Source organism: Luteibacter sp. dw_328, from assembly GCF_018449605.1.
Taxonomy (GTDB): Bacteria; Pseudomonadota; Gammaproteobacteria; order Xanthomonadales; family Rhodanobacteraceae; genus Luteibacter.
This window is the reverse complement of the sequence record NZ_JAAVUW010000008.1, coordinates 223,924-243,585: the sequence shown is the minus strand read 5'-3', so window position 1 is coordinate 243,585 and position 19,662 is coordinate 223,924. Positions and strand designations below refer to the sequence as shown.

General features: G+C 65.8%; 21 protein-coding genes and 1 riboswitch. Of the genes, 10 read left to right on the top strand and 11 right to left on the bottom strand.

What is annotated here, in order from left to right:
- Positions 1–201 precede the first annotated feature (201 nt).
- From HB634_RS19430 to pnuC, 4 genes are all read left to right on the top strand, one after another.
- Positions 202–876, top strand: a complete 675-nt coding sequence (locus HB634_RS19430) for a hypothetical protein (RefSeq protein WP_213949779.1) — start codon at positions 202–204, stop codon at positions 874–876.
- Positions 877–898: 22 nt separating this feature from the next.
- On the top strand, positions 899–2,035 hold the full coding sequence (locus HB634_RS19425) for a phosphotransferase (protein ID WP_213949778.1): 1,137 nt from the start codon (positions 899–901) through the stop codon (positions 2,033–2,035).
- A gap of 18 nt (positions 2,036–2,053) precedes the next feature.
- A riboswitch (TPP riboswitch) is annotated at positions 2,054–2,149 on the top strand.
- A 54-nt stretch (positions 2,150–2,203) separates the two neighbouring features.
- Positions 2,204–4,381: a TonB-dependent siderophore receptor gene (locus HB634_RS19420; RefSeq protein WP_213949777.1), complete on the top strand. Its 2,178-nt coding sequence runs from the start codon at positions 2,204–2,206 to the stop codon at positions 4,379–4,381.
- Entirely contained in the window at positions 4,371–4,952 is a 582-nt protein-coding gene (gene pnuC, locus HB634_RS19415; RefSeq protein WP_063571862.1) for a nicotinamide riboside transporter PnuC, read from the top strand. Before HB634_RS19420 ends, pnuC begins: the two co-directional genes overlap by 11 nt.
- Positions 4,953–4,966: 14 nt before the next feature.
- Here pnuC and pssA read toward each other — a convergent pair whose 3' ends face one another.
- Positions 4,967–5,587, bottom strand: coding sequence for a CDP-diacylglycerol--serine O-phosphatidyltransferase (gene pssA, locus HB634_RS19410; RefSeq protein ID WP_063571861.1), 621 nt, complete (start codon positions 5,585–5,587; stop codon positions 4,967–4,969).
- A gap of 111 nt (positions 5,588–5,698) precedes the next feature.
- Here pssA and HB634_RS19405 point away from each other — a divergent pair, with 111 nt between their 5' ends.
- Positions 5,699–6,202, top strand: a complete 504-nt coding sequence (locus tag HB634_RS19405) for a cupin domain-containing protein (RefSeq protein ID WP_213949776.1) — start codon at positions 5,699–5,701, stop codon at positions 6,200–6,202.
- On the opposite strand, the gene HB634_RS19400 is transcribed toward HB634_RS19405, so the two are convergent.
- Positions 6,199–7,113, bottom strand: coding sequence for a LysR family transcriptional regulator (locus HB634_RS19400; RefSeq protein ID WP_063571860.1), 915 nt, complete (start codon positions 7,111–7,113; stop codon positions 6,199–6,201). The genes HB634_RS19405 and HB634_RS19400 overlap by 4 nt on opposite strands.
- Positions 7,114–7,218: 105 nt before the next feature.
- Between HB634_RS19400 and HB634_RS19395 the strand changes: the two genes are divergently transcribed.
- Entirely contained in the window at positions 7,219–8,274 is a 1,056-nt protein-coding gene (locus HB634_RS19395; RefSeq protein WP_213949775.1) for an aldo/keto reductase, read from the top strand.
- A 113-nt stretch (positions 8,275–8,387) separates the two neighbouring features.
- Here HB634_RS19395 and HB634_RS19390 read toward each other — a convergent pair whose 3' ends face one another.
- The 6 genes from HB634_RS19390 to HB634_RS19365 form a co-directional block, all read right to left on the bottom strand.
- Positions 8,388–9,308: a hypothetical protein gene (locus tag HB634_RS19390; protein WP_213949774.1), complete on the bottom strand. Its 921-nt coding sequence runs from the start codon at positions 9,306–9,308 to the stop codon at positions 8,388–8,390.
- A 65-nt stretch (positions 9,309–9,373) separates the two neighbouring features.
- Positions 9,374–10,456, bottom strand: a complete 1,083-nt coding sequence (locus HB634_RS19385) for a DNA topoisomerase IB (RefSeq protein ID WP_213949773.1) — start codon at positions 10,454–10,456, stop codon at positions 9,374–9,376.
- A gap of 48 nt (positions 10,457–10,504) precedes the next feature.
- Entirely contained in the window at positions 10,505–11,674 is a 1,170-nt protein-coding gene (locus tag HB634_RS19380) for a class I SAM-dependent rRNA methyltransferase (protein ID WP_063574230.1), read from the bottom strand.
- A 19-nt stretch (positions 11,675–11,693) separates the two neighbouring features.
- A complete protein-coding gene (locus HB634_RS19375) occupies positions 11,694–12,137 on the bottom strand; it encodes a hypothetical protein (protein ID WP_063574083.1) in 444 nt (147 codons plus the stop codon).
- 14 nt (positions 12,138–12,151) lie between these two features.
- Positions 12,152–13,096 (bottom strand): serine/threonine protein kinase, encoded by a 945-nt coding sequence (locus tag HB634_RS19370; RefSeq protein ID WP_063574082.1) that lies wholly within the window; start codon positions 13,094–13,096, stop codon positions 12,152–12,154.
- A complete protein-coding gene (locus tag HB634_RS19365; RefSeq protein WP_213949771.1) occupies positions 13,093–13,545 on the bottom strand; it encodes a hotdog fold thioesterase in 453 nt (150 codons plus the stop codon). Before HB634_RS19365 ends, HB634_RS19370 begins: the two co-directional genes overlap by 4 nt.
- A 16-nt stretch (positions 13,546–13,561) precedes the next feature.
- Here HB634_RS19365 and HB634_RS19360 point away from each other — a divergent pair, with 16 nt between their 5' ends.
- The gene (locus HB634_RS19360) at positions 13,562–14,650 is read left to right on the top strand and encodes a 2Fe-2S iron-sulfur cluster-binding protein (protein WP_213949770.1); all 1,089 of its coding nucleotides are present in this window, start codon (positions 13,562–13,564) and stop codon (positions 14,648–14,650) included.
- A gap of 264 nt (positions 14,651–14,914) precedes the next feature.
- On the opposite strand, the gene HB634_RS19355 is transcribed toward HB634_RS19360, so the two are convergent.
- The 3 genes from HB634_RS19355 to HB634_RS19345 are packed head-to-tail and all read right to left on the bottom strand — an operon-like array spanning position 14,915 to position 16,317.
- Complete coding sequence (locus HB634_RS19355; RefSeq protein ID WP_063570992.1) at positions 14,915–15,361, bottom strand: rhodanese-like domain-containing protein; 447 nt, start codon at positions 15,359–15,361, stop codon at positions 14,915–14,917.
- A 48-nt stretch (positions 15,362–15,409) separates the two neighbouring features.
- A complete protein-coding gene (locus HB634_RS19350; RefSeq protein WP_063571001.1) occupies positions 15,410–15,823 on the bottom strand; it encodes a hypothetical protein in 414 nt (137 codons plus the stop codon).
- A 29-nt stretch (positions 15,824–15,852) separates the two neighbouring features.
- Positions 15,853–16,317 (bottom strand): YiiD C-terminal domain-containing protein, encoded by a 465-nt coding sequence (locus HB634_RS19345; RefSeq protein ID WP_063570993.1) that lies wholly within the window; start codon positions 16,315–16,317, stop codon positions 15,853–15,855.
- A 122-nt stretch (positions 16,318–16,439) separates the two neighbouring features.
- On the opposite strand from HB634_RS19345, the gene HB634_RS19340 reads away from it, so the two are divergent.
- The 3 genes from HB634_RS19340 to HB634_RS19330 are packed head-to-tail and all read left to right on the top strand — an operon-like array spanning position 16,440 to position 19,661.
- Complete coding sequence (locus HB634_RS19340; RefSeq protein ID WP_063570994.1) at positions 16,440–17,210, top strand: uroporphyrinogen-III synthase; 771 nt, start codon at positions 16,440–16,442, stop codon at positions 17,208–17,210.
- A 46-nt stretch (positions 17,211–17,256) separates the two neighbouring features.
- A complete protein-coding gene (locus tag HB634_RS19335) occupies positions 17,257–18,411 on the top strand; it encodes a uroporphyrinogen-III C-methyltransferase (protein WP_213949769.1) in 1,155 nt (384 codons plus the stop codon).
- Positions 18,408–19,661, top strand: a complete 1,254-nt coding sequence (locus tag HB634_RS19330) for a heme biosynthesis HemY N-terminal domain-containing protein (RefSeq protein ID WP_063570995.1) — start codon at positions 18,408–18,410, stop codon at positions 19,659–19,661. Before HB634_RS19335 ends, HB634_RS19330 begins: the two co-directional genes overlap by 4 nt.
- Position 19,662: the final 1 nt, after the last annotated feature.

Sequence of the window (19,662 nt, the reverse complement as noted above, 5' to 3'; positions counted from 1 at the left end):
GCGGACACGGGCACCGACAATCCGCACACTTTCAGCCCCGCGAGACATCCATGGACGACGACCCCAGGCCTCCGTTTCGACGTCGCTAGTGGTCTTTCCGTTCGTATTTCGCGGCCGGTAGCCACCTTGGCCACCGGCAGGTCACCCCGTGACCCGCCTCCCTCTACCCCGGCCGCAGCGTTCGGCAGGGAGGTATGCAACATGCGCAACATTCTCCTCTTCGTTTTCGGAACGATCCTCGCCCTTGCCGCGTCGCCGTCGATGGCCTCCGGTGGTAGCTATCTGGTCGATGACGCTTCCACGGCAACACCCGGTCGTTGTCAGCTGGAAAGCTGGTTACAGGTGTTTCGCGGTGGCGCGCACACTGCATGGACGGTGCCTGCCTGCGGCGTCGGGCCGGTTGAGTTCGGGCTCGGGCTCGGCGGTCAGTCCCATCCGGGATACAACCTGCAGAACCCTTCGATCAAATGGCAGCTGCGAAATGGCGACGACGCCGGTATCGGTCTTGCCATTGCCACTGACACAACCCTGCAGAACGGTCATCGCATCGGCTCGAATGTCTACGCCGCGAGCAACTTCGGCATCGACGACGAGCGCCGCCTGATGGCGAACGTGAACCTCGGCATGACCCGGGCGGAACAGGGTGCCTGGCGAGGCCTGGCCGGCGTCGGCTTCGAGTTTGCCGTCACGAAGGAGGTCGCTTTGCTCGCCGAACGGCTATGGGCGGCGCGCCTGTCCCAGACGACGCAGGCAGGTGTGCGTTACTACTTCGGCAAGGACGATGGCGACAGCGTCGACCTCGTCGTCGGGCGTGAGCGCGAACATGCGTCGCCGGTTTCGCGCTGGGCCACGATCGGTCTGAACCTTGCTTTCTGAAGGCAGCGGTTAGACTGCGCCGATGAATGACGACACCCACCTCGCCCATGGTCTTGCCGGCGACGAACTGACACCGGACTGGCCGCCGCTGACCCTGGCCGAGGTCGAGGTGCTCCTGCGTCGTTTTCCGCCAGGTGGCGCCGTCGAGGCGCTGCACTGGCGTAGTCCCCGTCCGTTGTCGGCCGCCGCGCTCGTGCGTACGTCGACGGGCGAGGTCTTCGTAAAACGTCACCACCGGAGCGTGCGCTCGACGGCGACGCTGGCCGAGGAGCACGGCTTCGCCACACACCTGCGGCAACGCGGTATTGCCGTGCCGAAGGTGATGACGGACATCGACGGTGCGTCGGCGGTCGCGATCGGCGAGTGGGTCTACGAAGTGCATGCGCCAGCAATCGGTGTCGATGTCTACCGCGACGCCTTCTCCTGGTCGCCGATCGGCGGCATCGCCCATGCGCGAGCCGCGGGTGCGATGCTGGGGCGGTTGCATGCGGCCGCTCGGGATTACCGCGCGCCGCAGCGGACCACGCAACTGCTGGTGGCGCGGGCAGACATTCTCTCGTCGGCAGATCCGTTGCTGGCTATCGACGCCGCGCTTTCGTCGCGTCCTTCGCTGGAGGCGTACCTGCGCGAGCGCGACTGGCGTGCGGAGATCGGCGAGGCCATTGCACCCTGGCATGCGCGTGCCGTTGAGGGTATCTCCCGCCAACCACGATCATGGACCCACGGCGACTGGCACGTATCGAACCTGTGCTGGAGCGACGGCGGCGATGGGGCGCGGATCACCGACGTACTCGATCTGGGTCTTTCCGCCGTGACGTTCGGCTTGTTCGACCTGGCGACGGCGATCGAACGCAACGCCATCGCATGGCTCGATATCGCGCAGGGAGACATCGGTCGGACCGACCTCGCGCTCTCCCTGATCGAGGGCTACCGGGAGGTATGCCCCTTGGCCGCCGACGACCTGGATCTGCTCGCCGACCTCCTGCCGGTCGTCCACCTCGATTTCGCCCTGTCCGAGGTCGAGTACTTCGAGGGCGTGACGGGTCGTCGCGACCACGCCGATGTGGCCTACCACACCTTCCTGCGCGGGCATGCCGCCTGGTTCATCGGGGCGCAGGGGCAGGCGCTGCTCGACGCGATCCGCCACGCGGGCGGCTGATTCGTGGTTCAATAGCTGTTCTAGAAGCGGGGGTGCCTGGCGTTGCCAGGCTGAGAGAGTCCCTTGGAACCTGACCCGGTTAGTACCGGCGTAGGGAGCTTGCAGAGCCACGGACGTCCCGGGACGACGTGGCTCGCCGTCGCTTCGTCCGTGAACCTGAAGACGACGATGACTTTTTGCCGTACCCCGCTGGCCGTGGCCTTGTTCTCCCTGCTCGGTGTTGCGCACGCCGCCGACGATACGACGCCCCAGAAGGCGCGTACGCTGCCGACGGTGGATGTGAACGCCACGACCACCACCGGTTACCAGGCCGCCGATTCCCAGCTGGACACCTTCGGCAGCTTCGGCAACGCGCCCTTGCACGATACGCCGGCGGCGATCACCGTCATCACTCGCGCGCAGCTCGACGACCGTCAGCCGAGGACGCTCAGCGAACTGGTACGCGGTGATTCGGCGATCAACGACAACTACGCGCCGGCGGGCTACTACCAGGACGTTTCGATCCGCGGCTTCCCGCTGGACCTTGCCACGGGCTTTCGCTTCAACGGCATGATCGAGTCGGCCGAGCAATTGCCCGGGCTCGAAGGCAAGGAGCGCGTCGAAGTGCTGAAGGGTCTTGGTGGCCTGGAGGCCGGCGTGGTCGAGCCGGGTGGCCTGATCAACTACGTGAGCAAGCGTCCTGCCGACGTGCACAGCGTGACGATCGGTACGGATTCGCACGGGTCCAGCTACGAGGCCGTCGATCTGGGGGCATGGTTCACACCCTCCTTCGGCCTGCGCGTGAACGCGGCGAACGAGCAGACGCACGCCGCCATCGAACATACCGACGGACGACGCAGCTTCGTGTCCCTCGGTGCCGACTGGAAGATCACCGACCAGGCGACCTTGCAGCTGGACTCTGACTACCAGACCAGCGGTCAACGCTCGGCATCCGGTTACCAGTTGCTGGGTGGTACGCAGATTCCCGAGCATCCCAGTCGTACACGCCTGCTCGGTTACGAGCCCTGGCAGCGTCCTGTCGGCATCCATTCGAGCAACACGTCGCTGCGCTTCAACTATCGCTTCGACGACAGCTGGAACGCGCAGGTCTCGGCGGGTCACAGCCATACGGTGATCGACGATAACGTCGCCTTTGCGTACGGCTGCTTCTATGCCGCGTCTTGTGCGTCGGGCGCGACGCCGGGCTACTTCTTCGCTCCCAATGGCGACTACGATGTCTATGATTACCGTAGTCCGGACGACACGCGACAGAACGACGAACTGCGCGCGGTCGTCACGGGAACGTTCTCGACGGGTGCGATCGACCACGAAGTGAACGTCGGTGCCAGCGCGTTCCGCCGCACCGTGGATCAGCGTCCCTACGTGTACGACTACGTCGGCACCGCGAACATCGACGATCGTACGCCGCCGTATTTCGACCCGTCACCCAACGAGCCGGGCCCTTCGGCGCGCCGCCTGACCAGCTGGCAACGCACGCTGTTCGCGATCGACCGCGTGCATCTGGGCGAGACATGGCAGGTCCTTGCCGGTGCTCGCCTGGTCAAGCTCGACGAGCGTGCGTATGACGACAGCGGCGCCCTCGAGCGCGATACGCGTATGACCAAGACGCTGCCGCAGGCGGCCGTGCTGTGGCAGCCGACGGCGCCCCTGACGACCTACATCAGCTACGGCGAAGGCCTGTCGCTGGGGCGCGAGGCACCTTACTGGACATCGAACGGCGGGACCACGCTGGCACCGTTGCAGTCGCGCCAGGTCGAGGCCGGCGTGAAGTATGCGGTCAGCGATGTCCTGGACCTGCAGGCGGCGGTCTACCGGATTCGCCAGGCCTACCAGTTCGCCCGTCCCGACGACACGCCCGAAGGCTTCACCTTCGTCCAGCAGGGACAGGAGGTGCACACGGGTATCGAGCTCAACCTGGCCGGGCGCGTGACCGACAATCTTCGGCTGACCGCCAGCGCCAACGTGATTCGTGCGCGTGCCGAGAATACGGGCACGCCGGATTATGAAGATCATCAGGTCGTCAACGTACCCCGCTGGCGGACGGCCGTGTACGCCGACTACACCTTGCCTTTCGCCCCGCAACTGGCGGTGCTCGGCGGCTGGCGCTATGCGGGTACGAACGTGGCGACGCCGAACGGGGACACGCGCGTCCCGGCGTACCATGTGTTCGACGCGGGCCTTCGTTTCGTCACGGCGGTCGGCGGTCATGCGATGACCTGGCGGCTCAACGTGGACAACGTGTTCAACCACTTCTACTGGCGCGATACGGGTACGTCGGGTGGTGATAGCTATCTCTTCCCCGGCATGCCGCGACTTGCCCGCCTTTCGATGACTTATGACTTTTGAGCTTTCGCTGTTCGAACTCTCCGCCGCGCTGGTCAGCGCGGCGGGCGTCTGGCTGACCGCGCGGCGCAGTCCCTGGTGCTGGCCGGTGGGCCTGGTATCGGTGATTGCCTACGCGTGGATTTTCGTCGATGCCAAGCTGTACTCGGATACGATGCTGCAGGTGATTTTTGCCTTCCTGATTCTTTACGGATGGCATCGATGGTCGCGTCACCTCGACGGCAGCGGTCATGTCCGCGTTGCGGAACTGGACACGCGGAGCGCAGCGCGGCACCTCGCCGTCGGCACGGCCGCGGCGCTGGCGCTCGGGTACGCGATGCACAGGTACACCGACGCCTCGTTGCCGTGGCTCGATGCAGCGCTTACCGCCTTCAGCCTCGTCGCCCAGTGGTGGCAGGCACGTCGACACGCCGCTGCCTGGTGGCTATGGATCGCGGTCGACGTCATCTATGTCGGCGAGTACGTCTACAAGTCGCTGCCGATCACGGCCGTCCTGTATGCGGGATTTGTCGTCCTCGCCGCCATAGGCCTGCGCGCGTGGCGACGAGAACGTGCCGAACCAGTGACAGCCTGATAGTTCTCGGACAGCTAGAGCTTCGGGATGCGGATGCGGCTGACCATCAGCGCGCCGGATGCGGCGAACATCAGCGCCAGCGGATGCAGGCCGAGCGAAGCGATCCGGACATTGCCGAGCCAGAGGTTCTCGTGCAGGGCGCCCATCGAGGCGGCGATGCAGAGCACGGCGACCAGGACGATCGACGTCGGAATGGGCGTGCCCTCGAAGTAAGTGACCTTGCCCTCGGCGTTCGAATGATCCTCGGCCGTGACGTTGTATCGCGCCAGGCGTGAGACGCCGCAGCAGACGAACATGAGCAGGATCGCGCGGTCCAGGCCGCCCTGCATGCCGCAGCCATAGCCAATGACGGCGGGCGCCACACCGAACGAGATCACATCGGCAAGGGAGTCCAGTTCCCGGCCGAGCAGCGATGCCCGCTGGCGCCACCGCGCAATACGGCCGTCGAGGACGTCGAAGATCAGCGCCAACAGGACCAGTGCGCACGCCATGTAAAGGTGCCAGACGCCGCCTTCCTGCAGGTAGGTCATGGTCGAGAAAAGCGCGCCGACACCACTGGCCGCATTGCCCAGCGTGAACCAGTCGGCCAGTGCGAAGTCACGAATCATGGAAAACGGGCGCGGTTTCGTCGTCATCGGTTCGCTCGGGCAGGTGGTCATGCGAGTCTACAAGGGACGGCGGTCGGGAAGACGTGGACGGCGGATCGCGCTAGCCTCGGCGGACCCACCTCGCACGATGGCAGGCTCATGACCCGACGCGCCAACGAACTCGCCGCGAAGCTCATCCGCAACTTCAACGACGCACCCGCCGAACGATTTGTCCGCGAGCCACTCTACGATGCCATTGGCATCCGGCTCGGCACCGGGACGGCTGCCGAGAAACTCGGTGCCTCCTTCGATATCGTCGCCCCGGGCAAGATGTCGTGCCCGTATCACTTCCACTATGCCCAGGAAGAAATGTTCGTGGTGCTGGAAGGCGAGGGGACGCTACGCGTTTCCGGTGAACATCTGTCCGTGCGTGCGGGCGACGTGGTCTTTATTCCTCCAGGGCCCGATTACCCGCACCAGTTCATCAACACGTCGGATGCGCCGCTGAAGTATCTGTCCATCAGCACGCGCGAATCGCCGGAGTTCGTCGAGTATCCGGACTCCGGAAAGCAGTCGTCCATCGTCAGGAAGCCCGACGGCTCGCGCTTCAGTTTCGTGCAGCGGATGGAGAACGGCCTGGACTACTGGGATGGCGAACCCTAGAGGGCGCCCGCCGGCTGCACGAGCACGTCGAGGAAGGCCTGGGCGAGACGGCCCGGTGCTTCGCCTTGACGGGCGCGGTATCCGACGACGATTTCCCAGCACGGTTCTTCGGCCTCGGCGATGTCGGCGAACGCGATGGGCCTGGCGTGGCGGTCGTCGCGGCGAATCTTCGCGATCGACTCCGGCACCAGCGCGATGCCGAGGCCCTGCGCGGCGAGTTCAAGCAACATGCCCATGTCGTTGACCTCGAACCGGGTACGGCGACTCAGGCCTGCCTCGGCGAAAGCGTTGTCGATCAGCTGGCGCATGCCCCAGTCGGAGCGCAGATCGACATAGCTTTCCTGCGCAAGGTCACCCAGCGTCACATCGTGGGCACCGGCCAGCCGATGCTTGGGCGGGCACACGGCCACGAGGCCTTCGCAGACCAGCAGCTTCGTGACCACGTCGGCGACAGGCAGCGCAGGTGGCTGGGTAAAAGCGATATCCAGGTGGCCGTCGCGCACTTCTTCCAGAAGATGGGCGGTGCCGTCGAAACGAAGCTCGATGTCGATGCCGCCAAAGGCGTCGCGGAATCGCCCGAGGGTGGTTGGAAGGTCGATGAAGGGGGCCAGGCTCTGAATAGCGCCGATGCGCAGCCTTCCCCGGGCGAGACCGTGCACCTGGGTCACCGCCATACGCGCCGAGCGTGCCGCATCGAGCACCCGGTGCGCTTCCTCCAGCAAGACCGTGCCCGCCACCGTGAGCGCCACGCTCCGCGTGGTGCGGACGAACAGCGGGCCACCGAGTTCGTCTTCCAGGCTGCGGATGGTCTGCGAAAGGCCGGACTGGACCACGTTGAGGCGCTGGGCCGCCCGCGTGAAGTGACGCTCCTCCGCGACGGCGACAAAGTACTCGAGTTGCTTGAGATCCATGGGTATTGAGTGTGCCTGGTGCTTAATACGATCAGAATTTTCCATTTTACAGATGAATGAGGCCGACGCTAACGTGAGCGGGTTTACTCCCCACAAGGAATCCCCATGGAATATCGACTGCTTGGCCGTTCCGGCCTCAAAGTCTCCACCCTCACGATGGGCACGATGACCTTCGGCGGCCAGGGCAAGTTCGCCTCGGTCGGCAACTCCGGCGTGGATGAAGCTCGCCGACTGATCGATATGTGCATCGATGCCGGCGTGAACCTCATCGATACGGCCAACGTCTATTCGGACGGTCGTTCGGAAGAGATCATTGGCGAAGTGCTCGGCGGCAAGCGTCCGAAGGACGTGCTGATCGCTACCAAGGCCCGCTTCCCGATGGGCGACGGGCCCAACCATGGCGGCCTCTCACGCTATCACTTGATTCGCGAGTGCGAAGCCAGCCTGAAGCGTCTGCGCACGGACGTGATCGATCTCTACCAGGTGCACCAGTGGGACGGTCTGACGCCGCTGGAGGAGACCCTGGAGGCGCTCGATACGCTGGTTCGCGACGGCAAGGTGCGTTACCTGGGCTGCTCGAACTATTCCGCATGGCACCTGATGAAAGCGCTCGGCGTGAGCGAGCGTGAGCACCGCCAGCGCTTCATCAGCCAGCAGATCCATTACACGCTGGAAGCACGCGAGGCCGAATACGAACTGCTGCCGATCTCGATCGACCAGGGCCTGGGCGTCCTGGTATGGAGTCCGCTCGCCGGTGGCCTGCTGTCGGGTAAGCATCGCCGTGACACGAAGGCGCCGGAAGGATCGCGTCACCTCGAAGGCTGGACGGAGCCGCCGATCCGCGACGAAGAACGTCTGTGGCGGATCGTCGACGTGCTTGTCGGGATCGCCGAATCGCGCGGTGTGTCGGGCGCACAGGTCGCCCTGGCCTGGTTGCTCGAACGTCCTGCGGTGACGTCGCTGGTGATCGGTGGCCGCACGGAGGCCCAGTTCAAGGACAACCTGGCTGCCGCCGAGCTGAAACTCACGGTCGAGGAGCGTCAGCGCCTGGATGAGGTGAGCGCGCCGCCGGTGCTCTACCCGTACTGGCACCAGTTGATGACCGCATCGGACCGGTTGGGTCCGGCGGACATGCCGTTGCTGGCGCCGCATCTGAAATAAGTTTTTTTCAGAATCCTTCCATGGGCTTGAGCAGGCGACTCGCGCATCATGTGCCGGTCGCCGCAAGTCACGGGTGGCAACGGTCGGGGCGTGGGACGCGTCCCGGCCGTTTTTTATGGCTTTGCCGTTGAACCCCAGTCTTCGGGGGTGAACGACAGGTGCAACACCGTACGGTTGCCGTCTTCCAGTGGCGGATGGTAGTCGAGCGTGGTGCAACCGCTGGCTAGCTGGCGCTTCGAGGCCAGGGCCATCGATTTCGCCATCTGTGCGCCATACGCTGGCGTGCCTGCCCGCGTGAGCTTCAGGGCCATGCGAAAGCCATCGGCGCTGACGCCGTCGGGAAGGTCGCCCGGCGTTGCCTCGCCTGGCTGCAGCGCCACGACATCCATGCTGCGACCACAGGTGCCGACACTGATGATGTCAACGCCGTCCAGAAGACCACTGATGAAAGGGTCGGCATTTTCCGCGAGCGAGTCCACGGCATCGACGGTGGTCGTCAGCCGGATTTTCACGTAGTACAGCTTCCGGTAGAACAGGTAGGTACGCGACGTCAGCATGTCCTGCTGGGCATCGAAGACGATCGGCAGGAAGCGGCCCTCGAGTTTCTTTCCGCCGGCCAGCGATGCCGTATAGGCGCTTTCGTCACCCCACCAGACGTTCCGGTAGATCTGCTGCCGCTCGGCATAGGCGACCGATTCGCGGAAATCCTCCGATGCCCGATGCAGCATCTTCGGGCTGTCGCCTTCGCCCGCCGGATAGATGAAAACGTCGGCGATGATCCAGTCGGCGTGGTCGATGCGATAGCGCAGCGACACCCCGGCCGCGATGTCGCCTTCATCGGCGTAGTTCTTGACGGCGGACAGCGTGGCATCGGGCAGTCGCTTGGGCGCAATGATCCACGTGTCGTCCACCACGCCGCGATGGCTGCCTGCATCGGGCAGGGAAAACGGGGGCGCCGCAGGCGCCTCTTGCGCATGTACACCCAGGCCTGCCGTCAGGCCGAGCAGGACGGGAATCACCTTCCACCGCAACATCGTCAACACAACCCCTGAAATATCGAACGCGAACCCCGTGTGAGCACTATAGCCATCCGTTCGTCTCAACGGGAGCGTCGGGATACATGGAGCCGTCGACGTAGAAAAGCCAGAGTCAGGGTTTCCAATTTGCGGGGGAAAACGACACCCGTTTCCGGCACCCGACGGTGCAATTCACCATCGAACCAGCCCGCGAACACCTCCGGATGGATGTACGACGCGCGACACACGGCCGGCGTGTTGCCGAGCACGGTCGCCACCGATTTGACGGCCGCGGCGAGGGTCGCCTTGACGGCCCGTTCGCCACCCTCGTCGGGGACGGCTGTCGCCGCCAGCACGGCGACGGCGTTTACCGTGCCGCCCCAGGTGCGGAAGTCCTTCGCCGTGAACTCTCCGCCGGTCACTTCTCGCAGGTAATCGTTCACCATGCCGGAATCGATGGGCTGGCGTTGTCCTTCGTCGTCCAGATACTGGAACAGTCGTTGACCGGGAAGCTCCTGGACTTTGCGCACGGCTTTCACGAGTTTGCGGTCGTCGAGCGTGACATCGCGCCACTGGCCGCTCTTGCCACGAAAGTGGAACTCGATCCGGTCCTTGCGCGCGGCGACATGGCGCGAGCGCAGGGTGGTCAGGCCGAAGGAGTTGTTCTGTTTGGCGTAGGTGTCGTTACCTACGCGGATCATGGTCTCTTCCAACAGGCTCACCACGAGTGCCAGCACCTTGTCGCGCGGCAGGCCGGGCAGGCTGAGGTCCTTGCGCAGGCGACGACGCAGGTGGGGGAGCGCTTCGCCGAACTCCAGGATCCGCTCGAACTTGTCGCAATCGCGCACATGCCGCCACTTCGCGTGGTACCGGTACTGTTTGCGCAACCGGGCGTCACGACCTGTCGCCTGGAGATGGCCTCGCTCGTTGGGGCAGATCCATACCTTCGTATAGGCCGGCGGAATGGCCAGGGCGCGTATACGCGTCAGCACGTCCTCATCGGTTATCCGCTTGCCCTCGACATCCATGTACTGGAAGGCCCGCCCGCGCTTGCGTCGCGTGATGCCGGTGTCGGTGTCGCACACATAGACCAGGCCCGCCGCTTTCGCGTGGGCCCGTTCGACATCCGGCACCACAAGGGCGTCGTCGGGTGGTTTCCTGGACATGGCCGGCAGTGTGTGCCGGCCAGCGATCAAGACACGGTGAACGCGGCGTCAGTCGACGCGGCAGTAAACCGCCTTGAGGTAGCGGTTCTCGGGGACGTTACTCGCCACCGGGTGGTCTGCGCCGGCCCCGTCCACATGGAGGATCTGGATGTTGCGGCCCGCATTGAGGGCGACACGGCGGATCATTTCGATGAAGTCGTCCTCGCCGACAAGACCCGTGCACGAGCAGGTCAGGAGGATCCCGCCGGGGGCGATCACGTCGAGCGCCGTGCGGTTCATGGCGAAGTACTTCTTTAGTGCGTTGACCACCTGGTTGCGGTCGCGCGTGAGCTTGGGCGGGTCGAGCACGACAGCGTCCCAGGTGTCGCCGCGGGCAATGGCAGCGCGCAACCACTCGAAAACGTCGCCCTGTTCGAACGTCGCCTCGACGCTGTTCAGTCGGGCATTTTCACGGGCGACGTCGAGGATGGCCGCATCGGCGTCGACGCCGATGGCCTCCCGCGCGCCCGCCTTCATGGCGTGTACCGCAAAGCCGCCGGCATTGCAGCAGAGGTCGAGCACGCGGCGCCCGCGCGCCAGCTGGGCAAAGCGGCGACGGTTGTCGCGCTGGTCGGCGAAGAAGCCGGTCTTGTGGCCGAGGCCGGGTGCGGCATGGAAGGCTAGCCCGTGCTCGTGCACGTCGACGGCGGCAGGCGCGTCGTTGGAGCGGACATCGAACGACTCCTGCCGCTGCACGTGATCTTCGGCGAACCAGTAAAGCGACGCGCCGGGGAAGTGGCGTTGCAATTCCGCGTGAATGGCCTCACGGAAGCGCCACATGCCGGCGGCAAAGTACTCCACCACGAGATGGTTCGCGTAACGATCCACGACCAGGCCGGAGAGGCCGTCGCCTTCGCTGTGGACCACGCGCCAGGCGTCGCTCACCTCGTCCAGGCGGAGCAGGTCGCGACGGAGTTCCACGGCCTTGGCAATCCGCGAAGCGATCCAGCCGGCGTCGATGGCCTGGTCGGCGTCGGTGGTGAGCAGGCGCAGTGCCACGCGCGCATGGCCATTCCAGAATCCGCGCCCGACAAAACGGCCCTTCGCATCGAGCACGTCGACGACGCTCCCGGGCGGCAGGCGTTCTTCGGGCTTGACGATCTGGGCCGACCATACCCACGGGTGGCCGGGGACGCGGTCGGTTTTCAGGCGGATGGTGGGCGTGGCAGGACTGTTCATGCCGCCATGATACCGGGGCTTAGCGACCGAAGCGCAGGATCAGCCAGGAAACCAGGGCCAGCAGGTTGATGCCCAGGTGCGCCGGCGACGGTCCACCGAGGGCGAGCTGCCAGCCATGTGTCGCGATAGACCAGTCGAAACCCAACCGCGGGGCACGCTGCAGGGTGATGAAGAGGTTGACGAAGGCGCCGCTCGACAGCGCGTAACTGAAGACGGGCGTCGCGATCAGGGGCGCCTGGAGGAATTGCGCCCAGATCGACATTTGCGTGCCGCGACCATCGTTGCTGGCCAGCAGTATGCCGGCGACGAGCATGAAGGCGAACAGCAGTACGCCGAGCACGGCGACGATGGCGTCCAGGCCGCTGAAGCGTCCGCCAAGGAGGCGATCGAACTGGTGGACGAGGCCGAACAGGCCGCCGGCGATCTCAAAAACGGCGATGACGCGGGTGAAAAAAGAATGCATGGGTTCTCCGTGGATTAGAGGTCGTCGGCGATCTCGTGGAGATCGGCGATGTGCTGTTCCCACCAACGCGCTTCGGCGGCGAAGGGGAAGGCGGCGGGGAAGGCGGGATCGTGCCAGCGTTCGGCGATCCATCCGGCGTAGTGGACCTGGCGCATCGCACGCAGCACGGGAATCAGGGCCAGTTCGGTGGTATCGAAATCGCGGAACTGTCCGTAGCCCTCGAGCAGGGCTTTCATCATGGCGTCGTCACCGGCGAGCATCCAAAGGTCCTGCACGGCAGGGCCGGTACGGGCGTCGTCGAGGTCGACGAAATGCGGACCCGCATCGGTCCACAGAACGTTGCCGGGATGGCAGTCACCGTGAAGGCGAATGCGGTGCACCGGGCCGACGGCCTCGATGCGGTCCGCGACGGCGGTATCGACACGGCCTGCCGCGAAACGGTAGGCGTCGAACAGGTGCGCCGGCAGCAAGGCGGAGCCGAGTGTCGCGCGCATGGGCGCTTCGATCATCGTCGGCCGGTCCAGGGTGCCGCGAGCGTGGAAGTGGCCGCGCGCTCCCACGGCGTGCATGCGTGCCAGCAGCCGGCCCAGCCATTCCAGCTGGTCCGCCGATTCCAGCGAAGGCGCCCGTCCGCCACGTCGCGGGTAGATCGCATAACGGTAGCCGGCGTGGCGCAGCAATGTCTGGCCCTCGAACGCGAGGGGCGCCACCATCGGCAGCTCGGCGGCGGCCAGTTCGAGGGCGAAGGCATGCTCTTCCGCGATCGCTGCGTCCGTCCATCGGCCAGGGCGGTAGAACTTGGCGACGACGAAACCGCCTTCCTCGAGTCCCACCTGGAAAACACGATTCTCGTAGCTGTTAAGGGTCAGCAGGCGGCCGTCGCTCCACGATCCGGCGGCATCCACCGCGGCGAGCACCACGTCTGGCGAGAGCGCCGCATACGGCGCACCTTCACTCACGAGCGAAGATTTCCCGGGGCGCCACCCGGCGATGGAATCACCGCCATGGTCAGCCGCGACAGGCAGACCAGCTTGCCGGCTTCCTCTTCGATGCGGATTTCCCATACCTGGGTGGTCCGCCCCAGGTGAATGGCTTTTGCCGTGCCGGTGACCAGGCCACTGCGTACGCCACGGAGGTGGTTCGCATTGATATCCAGGCCGACGGCGATTTCCTTCTCCACGTCGAGCGTGAGCAGGGCGGCGGTGCTGCCCAGCGTCTCGGCCAGCACCACGGACGCGCCGCCATGAAGTAGCCCGAACGGCTGCTGCGTGCGGTGGTCGACAGGCATGGTGCCGCGAATCCAGTCGTCACCCGCGTCGACGAAGCGTATGTCGAGCGTCTCCATCATCGTGCCCCGGCTCCAGCCGTTGATCCGCGCGAAGTCGATGGGTTGCTTCCAGATGGCCATGGGCAGGCATCGTGTAATGAACAAGCCGCCATTGTCCTACAATGCGCGGGTGCCCACCGTAACCCTGACATCGTCCGGCAAGCGATTCGACGCCGCTGCCGACGAAACCGTGCTCGAAGCCGCCCAGCGCGCGGGAATCGCCCTCCCGTATTCGTGCCGAGGCGGCGTGTGCGGAAGCTGCAAGGCCACCCTCGTCGAGGGTGAATGCTCGTACCCGCGCAATCCGCCAACGGCCCTTTCCGGTCCGGCACGCATGCGTCACGCGATCCTGCTCTGCCAGGCCGTTCCCTGCGGTGACATCGCCATCCAGGCGCGCGAGATCGCGTCGGTGGAAGACATCCCGCACCGTCGTGCCGAGACCGTCGTCGTCGAGCGACGCATGCTTGCACCGGACGTAGTAGGTATCTGGCTGAAGCCGCTTGGCGACGATCGGCTGAACTGGCTGCCGGGTCAGTACCTCGACGTGATTCTCGAGGATGGCAAGCATCGGCCGTTCTCGATCGCCAGCGGCCCGCGCGCCGACGGAACGATCGAGCTTCACGTACGCCATGTGCCCGGCGGTGGCTTCACTTCCTGGGTGTATGAATCGTTGAAGGTCGGCGATCGGCTGACCATCGAGGTGCCGCTGGGCACCTTCGTGCCGCGCGAGGATTCCGAGCGACCCATGCTGTTCATGGCCGGCGGTACCGGCTTTGCACCGGTGAAGGCGATCGTCGAGCACTTCATCGCACTCGGGACGCGTCGACCGATGCATATTTACTGGGGTGCGCGGATCGCCGAGGACCTTTATCTCGCCGACCTCGCGCGCGGCTGGGCGGCGGACACGCCGACGATCACCTTTACGCCGGTGTTATCCGATCCCGAGGCGGCCCGCGCCAGCGGGCTTCGCGAAGGCCTCATTCACGAGGCCCTGCTGGAAGACTTTCCGGACCTCGCCGCGTTCGACCTCTATATGAGCGGTCCCCCCGCGATGGTCGCCGCCGGACGCCAGCTCTTCATCGATGCGAACCTGCCGGAAGACCGGCTGTACTTCGATTCATTCGACGTGGCGCCCGACGTGCTGGATGCGATCCTGCGGGGTCGGGCGGGGATCCACGGTCTTTGAAGCGTTAAAGCTCACGCTGCGGCGGGCGCGGACGTAGCGGCGCAGAGCCCTCGGTGCCCACCCTCGCTGCTCAGACACGTCCTCCGCGTTTCGTACCGGAAAGGCCACTGCGCGGCCGTAGGCCAGTAGGTACATGGGCCGCGGAGCGGCCTTTCCTTCTCGAACGCGGAGGACGTGTCTGAGCCGCGAGGGTGGGCACCAAGGTCTCCCCGCGAGACGCCCAAGTGTACGAAGCGACGGCGAAGCCGAGCCGCCCAGAAACGCCTATTTCTTGCCTTTCGCGAGCGGTAGCTGGGCGGTCTGCCAGGCATAGGTGCCGCCGTCGAGCACGAAGACCTTCTGGAAGCCGGCCTTGATCAGGCGGTTGGCTGCCTTGCCGACGCCGCGGCCGTCCTTGTCGATGAGCACGACCGGAAGGTCCTTGGCCTTGCTGAGGTCCTTCTGCGTTTCCGGGTCGAACTGGCTCATGGCCACGTTCTTGGCGCCCGGAACATGGGCTTTTTCGAAGTCGGCGCTGGCCGAGAGGTCGATGATCAGCGGTGTATCGCGGTTGATCAGCTGGGTCAGGCCAGCCGGGGTGAGCATCTTCCACTTGCGGAAGAGGGTCATCACTTCGCCACCGAGCAGGGCGAGCAGGATCGCCACGAACAGCGCGACCAGCAGCAGATGGTTGCTGGCGAATTCGGGCAACTTGTGCAGTACGTCGTTCATCGGGTTATTGCGCGTCCCAGTGGGGATAAACGGCCGATTATATAGGCTTTACTTCGGCGAGAAGTCGGGCAGGCCGGTCATCAGCCACCACTTCTTCTTTTCCGGGTCGTAACGCCAGCGCTGGCGGTCGACCACGGTGCGCTCGGACTGGGTGTTGATGTTGACCACGTTGATCTGGACGACCTGGACGACTTCGTTGTCGCCATCGGGCCGCGGGCCGCCGCCCTCGTCATAGCCGGTGATGCGCAGCTGGCCGAGCCGGCCCTGGTCGACGGAGCTGAGCGGGTGGTCGGCGATGTAGTCCTTGTCGAGGAAGCTCTGCGCACCTTCCCAGTCACCCCATCGGACCGCCGACGCATAGGCGTTGGTGGTGCGGGTGAGCGCTTCATTACGTATGTCGGTGGCGCAGCCGGACAGCAGGGATACGGCAAGAACGAGGAAAAGCAGGGCGATACGGCGCATGGCAGGTTCCATCGTGGCGTCGGCCGGCATTATGCCCGGCGTTTGGCGACGAAACGCGCATCCAGGCTGGCCATCGGTTTCCCGTCCGCACCCGGAACCACGCAGGTGAAGTCCCCACGGGCCCGTCCACGGGCTTTCAGCATGCCAAAGAAGCCCTTCCAGTTGGCCCCGGGGGCAAGGGTGGCCTCGGCGCGGAGGTCGTCCCAGATGGGGTCCAGGTAGCGCACCGTGGAATCGGCGACGAAGACATCGCAGTCCTCCCCGCGCTCGCGGAGCACGGCCTCGACCAGGGCCCAGCAGGTCAGGGTCATCAGCGCCACGATGCTTCCGCCGAAGGCACAGGCCTTGTCGTTGATGTTGGGCAGCAGCGGTGCCGTCATGACCAGACGCATGCCATCGAAGCTGTCGATGCTCACCGCCATGGCCCGCGCGAGGGGAATGCCATCGAGGATGAAGCGCTCGAGATCGGCGAGGGAAATGTCGTTGGGAGTCATAAGCAGCGAAGTCTACGAGGCAAGGCAAACCGTTCGCACCCGTATGGCCGAACCACGACCTTCGGCAGTGGCCCGCAAGGCGGCCGCTTCCTATCCTGAGCGCTCAGTAGCAGGATGCTTTCGTGAGCCGTAACTACCCTCTTCGCAACGTTACCGTCGTCATCACCCGCCCTGCGGGCACTGCAGGCCCGCTCTCCCGTCGGGTACGCAAGCTGGGAGGCATTCCGGTCAGCGTGCCTGGGCTATCGCTCCGCGCCATCGAAGACGCCTCGGCGGTGGACGCCGCGCTGCGCGCCGCGCTCGAGGGTGACGTGCTGGTTTTCACCAGCCCGGCCGCCGTCCGCTTCGCGGCGGACGTGTTGCCCCTGGCGACCCGGGCCACGGTGATCGCCGTGGGTCGTGGCACCGCCCGGGCCCTGAGAACCGCCAACCTCACCGATGTGCGTTTTCCGGAAACCTCGCAGGACAGCGAGGGCGTGCTCGGCCTGCCCGAACTGGCGGCGGTGGCGGGTAAGCGGGTCGCCCTGATCGGCGCCCCCGGCGGCCGAGGCCTGCTGCGCGAGCAACTCCTCGCGCGCGGCGCGGTGCTCGACGAAGTCCATGTCTACCACCGCGTGGCCCCACGCATCGACCGCCGTCATATCGATCCCCTGCTGAAGCTCGGCCGCCGCTCGGCGGTCCTGTTGTCCAGCGCCGAAGCGCTGGATCACCTGCATCGCGCCCTGATCGCCCCGGCCTGGCGCCGGCTGGTCCAGGCCGTGGCCGTGGTCAGCAGCGAGCGGCTTCGGGACATCGCGTTGGAAACCGGCTTCGAGCGCGTCGTCGTGGCGCGTTCGGCCCTTCCGGGCGACCTGCTGGCGGCCGCTGCGGAGGTCTCGTTCACGCGCCGTTGAGGGATGTATTCCATGCGTTGGCGTATGGCCTGCTAGCATGCCTCGCATGACGACCGAGACCCCACCGACCGCACCCATTCCGGCGACGCCGGCCCCGGCCGCCGCGCCTGTGTCTGCCAGCCCACGGCGGACTGCCGACCCGGCACCTCGCCGTGGCGGTGGCGCACTTGCCCTGGCGATCCTGATCTCGCTGGCCGCCCTGGGCGCCGCCGGCTACACCGCGTGGACCGTCTGGACCATGCGCCAGGACGTCGGCGCCGCCAACGGACTTCGCGGACAGGTCGACACGCTGCAGGGCACGGTCGACGGTCTGCGTGACGACAATGCCAACCTGCGTCGCCGTGTCAGTGACGCAGACGGCGTCAATCGCTCGGCCCGCGAAGAGATGCTCGGTGTCTCCGAACGTACGAAAAATCTTGAAGACGCCGTCGCCAATCTGTCCGAGCGAAGCCTCAGCGGGCACGACGCGATGCTGCTCGACGAAGCGGAGTCCTTGCTGCGCATGGCCAAGGAGCGCTTCGCGCTGTTCGGCGACGCCAGTGGGGCGCTTTCCGCCTACGACCTCGCCGATAGCACGCTCGCGGCGGTGAACGACAGCGCGTTCGCGGCCGTCCGGCAGAGCCTGAAGGCGGAGCGCGACGCGCTTGCGGCCGTGGCGCCATCGGCGCGGGCAAGCGATCTTGCCGCGCTCGCCGACCTGCGAGCGCAGATTCCTACCTTGCCGCTGAAAGATCTCGATGCGCCGACAGCCGCGACCGAAACGCGTGGTTTCTGGCAGCGCGCCGGCGATGCGCTCGGCAGCATCGTCAAGGTAAGCCATGACGACGGCACGCCGTTGGGTCTCGCCGACGATCGCCTTGCGCGCGAGCTCGCGGCGCTGGATGTCGCCCACGCCGAGGCCGCCGTGTTGGCCTATGACGACGTGGGTCGAGCTGCCGCGCTGAAGCGCGTCGACGCGACGCTCGCGGCGCGTTTCAATCCGAACTCGCCGACGGTGCGGGCCGCTCGCGTACGGATCGCCGCGCTACTGGCCAGCCAGGCCAAGGGTGCCGCGCCGAAACTGGGCGCTGCGATGAACGAACTGCATAACCTGCGTTCGGTGCATGCGCTGCAGCCCGGCCCGGCCGCCGCACCGGCGCATGCAGAGTCTGTCGCCCATCCCGCATCGGCTTCGACGGCTGCTCCGAAGGCCACGCCATGAAGCTATGGCGCTGGATTGTCGGTTTTATCCTGGTCGCGGTGCTCGCGGCGTTCGCCTGGCATTGGGTAGCGGATGATCCGGGCTCGGTTCTGATACGGCTGCGTGGCACGACGTTGCAGATGACCGTCGTCAGCGCCGTGGTGATCCTGTTGCTCGCCTGGGCCGTCATCGCTGCGCTGGTCACGTTGATCCGCTGGCCCTTCGGTGCGCTGAACCGCCGTCATCGGCGACTCAGTCGTCGTCGGCTCGCCGATGGTCTCGTCGCGCTGATCGAAGGCCGTCACGGCGAAGCCGAGCGCGATCTGAATCGCGCGGCGCGCTACCCGTCGGTGCGTGGCCCTGCCTTGCTCGCGGCCGCCGAAGCCGCCGAGCGCCACGGCGAGTCGACGCGCGCTCTCGAAACACTCGATCAGGCGGCCCAGGAAACGCCGCGCGCCGCGCGCGTGTTACGCGCTCGCCTTCTTCGTCGCGCGGGTCGCGCCGCCGAGGCGGCGACCCTGCTGGCGCCCGAAGCGAACAGTGGATCGCTCACGCCGTCCGGCTGGATCGAATACGCCGAGGCTTCGCTGGAATCCGGTGACGCGCGTAATGCCGTGCGCGCCCTCGATCCGTTACAGAAAAGCGGCGAGCTCGGTGCACGTGCGTTCGCCGAACTGGAAAGCCGGGCGGTCGCGGCGAACATCGCCAGCGCGCCCGATGGTGCTTCGCTCTCCACGCTTTGGTCGCAGTTACCGAAGGGCCAGCGCCGGCTGTCGGCTGCCGTCGATGCGTATGCGCGCCGTGCGTCGGGATTCGGCCAGAGCATGGCGGCCATGGACGAGATCGAAACCGCGCTGCGTCGCGAGTGGTCACCGACCCTCATCGCCACCTATGGCGGCATGGGCGCGGAGGATCTGGAACAGCGGTTGCGGCGGGCGGAAGGCTGGGTGGATACACACCCGAACGATGCCGCGCTACTGACGGCCGTCGGTCGTATGTGCGTGCGTGCGCGTCTTTGGGGTAAGGCGAAGCCCTTCCTCGAACGTGCGCTTGCTATCGCGCCGAACGCCGACGCGTGGGAAGCCCTCGGTGATGTCTATGTCGGCGAAGCGCATCCGGAGCTTGCCCAGCGTTGCTACCGGAACGCGCTGGCGTTTGCTCGTGGTGAAGCCACCGAGGCGTTGCCTGAGGCGCGCAACCATCGCATCGACACACGAGTCACCGCGGTCGAAGAACGCGACCAGCACGGGGTGCCGCGACTTTCCCCGTAGG

Bases quoted from the DNA above. Each gene is read 5' to 3' on its own strand.
- HB634_RS19345 (WP_063570993.1), bottom strand. From the start codon at position 16,317: ATGACTCCCAACGACATTTCCCTCGCCGATCTCGAGCGCTTCATCCTC.
- HB634_RS19390 (WP_213949774.1), bottom strand. From the start codon at position 9,308: ATGTTGCGGTGGAAGGTGATTCCCGTCCTGCTCGGCCTGACGGCAGGC.
- HB634_RS19400 (WP_063571860.1), bottom strand. From the start codon at position 7,113: ATGGATCTCAAGCAACTCGAGTACTTTGTCGCCGTCGCGGAGGAGCGT.
- HB634_RS19375 (WP_063574083.1), bottom strand. From the start codon at position 12,137: ATGCATTCTTTTTTCACCCGCGTCATCGCCGTTTTTGAGATCGCCGGC.
- HB634_RS19430 (WP_213949779.1), top strand. From the start codon at position 202: ATGCGCAACATTCTCCTCTTCGTTTTCGGAACGATCCTCGCCCTTGCC.
- pssA (WP_063571861.1), bottom strand. From the start codon at position 5,587: ATGACGACGAAACCGCGCCCGTTTTCCATGATTCGTGACTTCGCACTG.
- HB634_RS19425 (WP_213949778.1), top strand. From the start codon at position 899: ATGAATGACGACACCCACCTCGCCCATGGTCTTGCCGGCGACGAACTG.
- HB634_RS19380 (WP_063574230.1), bottom strand. From the start codon at position 11,674: ATGAACAGTCCTGCCACGCCCACCATCCGCCTGAAAACCGACCGCGTC.
- HB634_RS19405 (WP_213949776.1), top strand. From the start codon at position 5,699: ATGACCCGACGCGCCAACGAACTCGCCGCGAAGCTCATCCGCAACTTC.
- HB634_RS19360 (WP_213949770.1), top strand. From the start codon at position 13,562: ATGAACAAGCCGCCATTGTCCTACAATGCGCGGGTGCCCACCGTAACC.
- HB634_RS19330 (WP_063570995.1), top strand. From the start codon at position 18,408: ATGAAGCTATGGCGCTGGATTGTCGGTTTTATCCTGGTCGCGGTGCTC.
- HB634_RS19365 (WP_213949771.1), bottom strand. From the start codon at position 13,545: ATGGCCATCTGGAAGCAACCCATCGACTTCGCGCGGATCAACGGCTGG.
- HB634_RS19335 (WP_213949769.1), top strand. From the start codon at position 17,257: ATGACGACCGAGACCCCACCGACCGCACCCATTCCGGCGACGCCGGCC.
- HB634_RS19395 (WP_213949775.1), top strand. From the start codon at position 7,219: ATGGAATATCGACTGCTTGGCCGTTCCGGCCTCAAAGTCTCCACCCTC.
- HB634_RS19420 (WP_213949777.1), top strand. From the start codon at position 2,204: ATGACTTTTTGCCGTACCCCGCTGGCCGTGGCCTTGTTCTCCCTGCTC.
- pnuC (WP_063571862.1), top strand. From the start codon at position 4,371: ATGACTTTTGAGCTTTCGCTGTTCGAACTCTCCGCCGCGCTGGTCAGC.
- HB634_RS19350 (WP_063571001.1), bottom strand. From the start codon at position 15,823: ATGCGCCGTATCGCCCTGCTTTTCCTCGTTCTTGCCGTATCCCTGCTG.
- HB634_RS19355 (WP_063570992.1), bottom strand. From the start codon at position 15,361: ATGAACGACGTACTGCACAAGTTGCCCGAATTCGCCAGCAACCATCTG.
- HB634_RS19385 (WP_213949773.1), bottom strand. From the start codon at position 10,456: ATGTCCAGGAAACCACCCGACGACGCCCTTGTGGTGCCGGATGTCGAA.